The 5,730-nt window shown below is 61.6% G+C and carries 4 protein-coding genes and 1 pseudogene; 3 read left to right on the forward strand and 2 right to left on the reverse strand.

Annotation, left to right across the window (positions count from 1 at the left end):
- Together Q8O80_RS08210 and xth are read left to right on the forward strand one after the other, a co-directional pair.
- Positions 1-198 (forward strand): annotated as a pseudogene (locus Q8O80_RS08210) (serine hydrolase); the annotation flags it as partial.
- Between the two features lie 50 nt (positions 199-248).
- Complete coding sequence (gene xth / locus Q8O80_RS08215) at positions 249-1,028, forward strand: exodeoxyribonuclease III (protein ID WP_305578817.1); 780 nt, start codon at positions 249-251, stop codon at positions 1,026-1,028.
- Positions 1,029-1,073: 45 nt separating this feature from the next.
- On the opposite strand, the gene Q8O80_RS08220 is transcribed toward xth, so the two are convergent.
- On the reverse strand, positions 1,074-1,883 hold the full coding sequence (locus Q8O80_RS08220) for a tetratricopeptide repeat protein (RefSeq protein ID WP_305578819.1): 810 nt from the start codon (positions 1,881-1,883) through the stop codon (positions 1,074-1,076).
- A gap of 712 nt (positions 1,884-2,595) precedes the next feature.
- On the opposite strand from Q8O80_RS08220, the gene Q8O80_RS08225 reads away from it, so the two are divergent.
- Positions 2,596-4,443 (forward strand): ABC transporter ATP-binding protein, encoded by a 1,848-nt coding sequence (locus Q8O80_RS08225; protein WP_305578821.1) that lies wholly within the window; start codon positions 2,596-2,598, stop codon positions 4,441-4,443.
- A gap of 120 nt (positions 4,444-4,563) precedes the next feature.
- Here Q8O80_RS08225 and Q8O80_RS08230 read toward each other — a convergent pair.
- Positions 4,564-5,730: class I tRNA ligase family protein (locus Q8O80_RS08230; RefSeq protein WP_305578823.1), on the reverse strand; the 1,167-nt coding region annotated here is incomplete at its 5' end.

Below are 5,730 nucleotides of genomic sequence, written 5' to 3' on the forward strand. Positions count from 1 at the left end.
GACATCATCGTTGATCCCGTCGCGGCCGGGACGCCCGAAAGCGTCGGCACGCTGGGCTGGGGCGGAATCTATGGCCATTCCTGGTTTGTCGACCCGGCGCGGGAGCTAACCGTGCTGATGATGAGCAATACCGCGCCGGCCGGTGTCGATGGCGCCTATGTCGACGCGGTGCGTAACGCGGTTTATGCCGCGCTCTAGTGTTGCCCCCTGCCCGCTGGAGAAGTAGCGTTCGGCAACGGAGACTTCTTATGCGCATCGCCACCTGGAACATCAACGGCATCAAGGCCCGGCTCGAAATCCTGCTGACCTGGCTGAGCCAGGAAAAGCCCGACATCGTGGTGCTGCAGGAAATCAAATCGGTCGATGAGGGCTTTCCCCGGGCCGAGATCGAGGCGCTGGGCTACAATGTGGAAACCCATGGGCAGAAGAGCTGGAACGGCGTGGCCATCCTGTCGCTGCTGCCCTTTGACGAGGTGAGCCGCGGACTGCCCGGCGATGACGGCGACGAGCAGGCGCGGCTGATCGAGGGGGTATTTTCAGTCGTATCCGGCGTGGTGCGGGTATGCGGCATCTATCTGCCCAACGGCAACCCGGTCGACAGCGAGAAATTTCCCTACAAGCTGGCCTGGATGCGGCGGCTCGAAGCTTATGTCGCCGAACGGCTGCTGCTGGAAGAGCCGTTTGTGCTGCTGGGCGATTTCAATCTGATTCCGGCGCCGATCGATGCGCATGATCCCCAGGCCTGGTGGGGCGATGCGCTGTACCGGCCCGAGAGCCTTGAGCGGTTCCGCACCCTGACCAATATGGGTCTGACCGATGCGCTGCGGGCCACCACGAGTGAGCAGGTCTATACGTTCTGGGATTTTCAGGCCGGGGCATGGCGGCGCAATGCCGGCATTCGCATCGACCATCTGCTGCTCTCGCCACAGGCGGCCGACCGGCTTGACGATGTGCGCATCCACAAGGATGTCCGCGGCTGGGACAGGCCGAGCGACCACGTGCCGGTTGAGGGTCAGTTCAGCTTCTAGACGCGCTGGTTCTAGGCGCGCAGGAAGGCAGCAAGCGCCATGCCATCAGAAGCCGGCAAATTGCGGCGCAATGGAGAGCGCCAATGCGGCGGCCTCGCTCTGCACATCGGGAGCGGCCAGCGACAGCGCGTTATTGAGTTTTTCATCGATCCAGCCAGCGTCAGCCGTGCCCAGGCAACGCTCTTGGGCGAGCGTCAGCCACATAAGGCCTTCCACCGGCTGAGCCGCGATCCCTTCAACCCCGTTGAACAGCAATTCGCCGAGTTGAGCCTGGGCCGGACAATGGCCCTTGCGGGCCGCCAGCGAGAACCAACGGGCGCTCTGCAAAGGGTTTACCCCCAGCTCGTCTTCCCGCAGATACAGCAGGCCAACGCGATATTGTGCATCGGCATCACCGAAATAGGTGGCGGCGTGCAGCAGCAGGGCGTGTGAGCGATTGGCATCGGCAGGAATCCCGGCGTCCGGCAGTCCCTGTTTGTAATAGTCGCCAACCTTGACGAAGGAGCGCGCCACGATATCGGCCTCAACGCCCTTGGGCGCGGCGTCGGCATGCTGATTGGCAATCTGGGCAAAATAACCAAAGGCCTTGGCCGGGTCGCGGGCCACGCCCTCGCCGTTTTCATACATGGTGCCGAGCTGCCACATGGCCATGGGCTGACCGGCCTCAGCGGCGTTCTGCAGCGCGGCCAGCAGTTCACCACTGGATATGCCGCCGCCTGCCCCGTCGAGCATGTTGGCCATATTCAGTGCGGCATCGGCCGCAGTCTGCGCGTGCACGGGCAAGATCGAGACCGCCAAGGTCAGCAAACTCGCCATCGCCACGGAGATCAGGGAATTGTCCCTAATGGTCCGCATTATACTCCTTTTGCCCGCAGTGACGCGGACGGTGTGCTTCTGCCGGGCCAATAGAGCTGACCCCGATTGAGCCAAGCCAATGGCCCTGTTGTTTGCCGGCGCTGCCGACGGCTTTTGCGGTGTGACGCCACACGTCAAAAGCACTGTTAAGAAATTATTAAACCCGGTTTGTGACCGCATTGAAGCCAAGTCCTTCACGAGAACGGGAATTCCGTGCTCGCCGTGTCGCATTGTGGTGCGCTTCTGCGCAGCTATCGCGTCGGTCACGTTAAAGCCTAACCTCCCTAACTTGGCCAACCTCCTGACAAGTATGCACATTCGCGCAAAATCAGCAGTTTGGCCAACCGGTTCAGACAACGGTGTGTGAAACTCAAGACGTCGCGAGCCGATGCTCAACCTGCCTCTTGCCATTCGCCCCGGATGTCTTAGCCAGATTTGTTTAGGGTGAGATTGTGGCGATAAACATCGCCAAATCCTTGCAAGTCGGGATGGCCATTTCGATTCAAATGCGTTGTTGCGGAATCGTCACATAAGGACGCCACGAACAATTGTGGCAGGACCAGCACAGGCGGTCGGCAAAGCGCCACAGCCCAGTTGCCGACAAGTAAAGGCCTGCGCATACTCAAGCGTGCAACAATTGAGCCTTGGGAGTACCCGATGAAAACCATGTCCGAACTGGCAGCAGTCAATCATCAACAGGACATGACGGGTCATGCACTTTCAATTTCCGTGGACGGAGGCGCCAGCCGATGCGCGCCATAGCCATTTTCTAAGCAAGCTCTTTCCCACCAAACGCGAGCATTCTTCGGCAACCGCGCTACGCCGCGCGCGGGCGCTCAAGTTGGTCTCCTACTACCGGCCGCATGTGCCCTTGCTGCTGGCCGATCTGAGCTGTGCAGTCCTGGTAGCGGCGTCGGCGGTCGCCCTGCCCCTGTGCGCCAGCTATATCACCGGACATCTGGCGGAGCTTTCCGGGGACGAGAACGGGCTACAGCAAATTCTCGCCATTGGCGGACTCATGTTGGGGGTGTTCGCGGTGCAGGCCGTGGCGACATTCTTTGTCGACTATCAAGGTCACATGATGGGCTCGCGCATCGAGGCCGACCTCCGGCGCGAACTGTTCGCCCATTGTCACAAACTGCCATTTGCCTTTCATGACCGGAACAAGGTCGGGCAATTGATGAGCCGTATCACCAACGACACCTTTGCACTTGGAGAATTGTTTCACCACGGACCGGAAGACCTGGCGATTGGCCTGCTCAAAATTACTGGCGCATTGGCGGTGTTGTTCCTGATTGACCCGGTCGTGGCCGGCATGATCGCAGCAATGATTCCGCTCGCGGTGATCTATGCGCTCTATTTCAACCGTCAGATTGGTCTGGCCTGGCTACGCAACAAGGCCCGTATCGGCGCGATCAATGAACGGGTGGAGGATAGCCTCGCGGGCATAAGGGTGGTGCAGTCGTTCGGCAACGAACTGCTTGAATTGCAGCAGTTTGACGATGAGAACCAGCGGTTCGTTGAAAGCCGGCGCGAGGGATATCGCAACGAAGCCTGGTTCTCGGTGGGCATGGAAGGCTTTGCCCAGATAGTCACCATCTGCGTGATCGTAGCGGGCGCACTGCGCATCCTCACCGCGGGTCTGTCGACGGCCGAACTGCTGACCTTCCTGCTCTGCGTGGGGGTACTGGTCGACCCGGTCAAGCGCCTCGCCAATGTGGTTCGCGTCTGGCAGGAGGGCTATACCGGCTTTGTGCGCGCCATGGAAATCCTCGAGCTGGTCCCCGAAATCGCCGACCGACCCGGCGCGCAGGCGTTGCAGCCGGTCGCCGGAACGATCACCCTGCAAGGTGTCAGCTTTGGCTACCAGGGAGACGTCAATCGCGTGTTCAGCGGATTGTCGCTGGAGATCCAGGCCGGCGAGTTTGTCGCCCTGGTTGGCCCGTCCGGGGTGGGCAAGAGCACGCTGTGTGCGCTGATCCCGCGTTTCTACGAGGTGACGGGCGGGCAGATCAGCATTGACGGCCAGGACACCCGGGAAGTCAGCCTGGCCTCACTGCGGCGCAGCGTGGGCGTGGTGGCGCAGGACATCTATTTGTTCAGTGGCAGTGTGGCGGAAAACCTGCGCTATGGGCGGCCCGATGCCGATCATGCCGCCATCATCGCCGCCGCCAAGGCCGCCAATGCGCATGAGTTCATCAGCGCCCTGCCCCAAGGCTACGATACCGATATCGGGCAACGCGGGGTCAAGCTTTCGGGTGGGCAGAAGCAAAGGCTGACCATCGCCCGGGCATTTCTCAAAGATCCCGCGATTCTGATCTTTGACGAGGCGACCAGCGCGCTCGACAATGACAGCGAAAGTGCTGTGCAACAGGCGCTGCTGACCCTGGCACGAGGCCGCACCACCATTGTCATCGCGCATCGTCTGTCCACCGTACGCCATGCTGACCGCATCATCGTGCTGACGGCGGATGGTATCGGCGAGCAAGGCACGCACGACACATTGATGGCGGCGGGCGGGCTATATGCCAGGCTGCATCGGGTGTCGGGGCGGATTTAGTCCCCACCCAGCCTCCCCCTGAAGAAGGGGGAGGAGCCGTTCAGGTCGCGTGGCGTGATGGTGATCTAGTCCCGGATATGTCCCTCCCCCTTCAGGGGGAGGCTAGGTGGGGGGGCCGCGTCACCCCAATCTTTTCAGCGCTTCGGCGATATGCTGACGACGCTCTACGGCTGCTTCGCGCCGGGCCTTCTGCTCCTCGATCACCTCTTCAGGTGCCTTGGCAACGAACTGCTCATTGCCCAGCTTCTTGTCGATCTGGGCGACTTCGCCGTCGAGCTTGCTCACTTCCTTGGCGAGGCGGAGCTTCTCGGTGGGAATATCGATGAACTCGGCCAGCGGCAGCGCCCAGGTGGCTTCGCCGACCACGAACTGGGCCGACTCACCGGGCACGTCGGCCTGCGGGGTAATCTCCTCGAGCCGAGCCAGCCGGGTGATCAGCGCGGTGCCGGCCACCAGACGCCGCAGCGTCGTTTCATTGGCGCCAACCACCACCAGCGACAGCTTGGCGCTGGCCGGCACGTTCATTTCGCTGCGCACCGAGCGGACATTGGTGATCACATCGATCAGCCAGGTCAGGTCGGCATCGGCTTCGGCGTCTTCGAGACCGGCCAGATCGGGCCATTCGGTCAGGATCAGCATGGATTGGCGCGGCGAGCCGAACTTGCCGGTCTCGGCCCACAGCTCTTCGGTGACGAAAGGCATGAAGGGGTGCAGGATGGTCAGGATCTGGTCGAGCGCCCAGGCGGCGGTAGCGCGGGTTTCGGCCTTGGCGGCCTCGTCCTCGCCCATGAAGACGGGCTTGGCGAACTCGACATACCAGTCGCAGAAGGTGCCCCAGACGAAATCATAGGCCGAATTGGCGGCTTCGTTGAACTTGTAGTCGAGGATGCCCTGGGTGACCGCGGCCGCGCCCCGCGCCGTGGCCCCGACGATCCAGCGATTGAGCGGCAGCGTGTTGGCTTTAGGATCGTAACCCTCGACCCGGCGGCACTCGTTCATTTCAAGGAACCGGGCGGCGTTCCAGATCTTGGTGACGAAGTTGCGATAGCCTTCCACCCGGCTCATCGACAGCTTGATGTCGCGCCCCTGCGCGGCCATCGCCGCCAGCGTGAAGCGCGTGGCGTCGGCACCGTACTGGTCGATAAGCTCAAGCGGATCGATGACGTTCCCCTTGGTCTTGCTCATCTTCTGGCCCTTTTCGTCGCGGACCAGGGCGTGAACATAGACTGTGTGGAACGGCTCCTCATCGAGGAACTCGAGCCCCATCATCATCATGCGGGCAACCCA

It is taken from the genome of Devosia sp. (assembly GCF_030689745.1).
In the GTDB taxonomy this organism is placed as follows: Bacteria; Pseudomonadota; Alphaproteobacteria; order Rhizobiales; family Devosiaceae; genus Devosia; species Devosia alba.

Coding starts and splice junctions, on each gene's coding strand:
- xth (WP_305578817.1), top strand. CDS start 249: ATGCGCATCGCCACCTGGAACATCAACGGCATCAAGGCCCGGCTCGAA.
- Q8O80_RS08220 (WP_305578819.1), bottom strand. CDS start 1,883: ATGCGGACCATTAGGGACAATTCCCTGATCTCCGTGGCGATGGCGAGT.
- Q8O80_RS08225 (WP_305578821.1), top strand. CDS start 2,596: ATGCACTTTCAATTTCCGTGGACGGAGGCGCCAGCCGATGCGCGCCAT.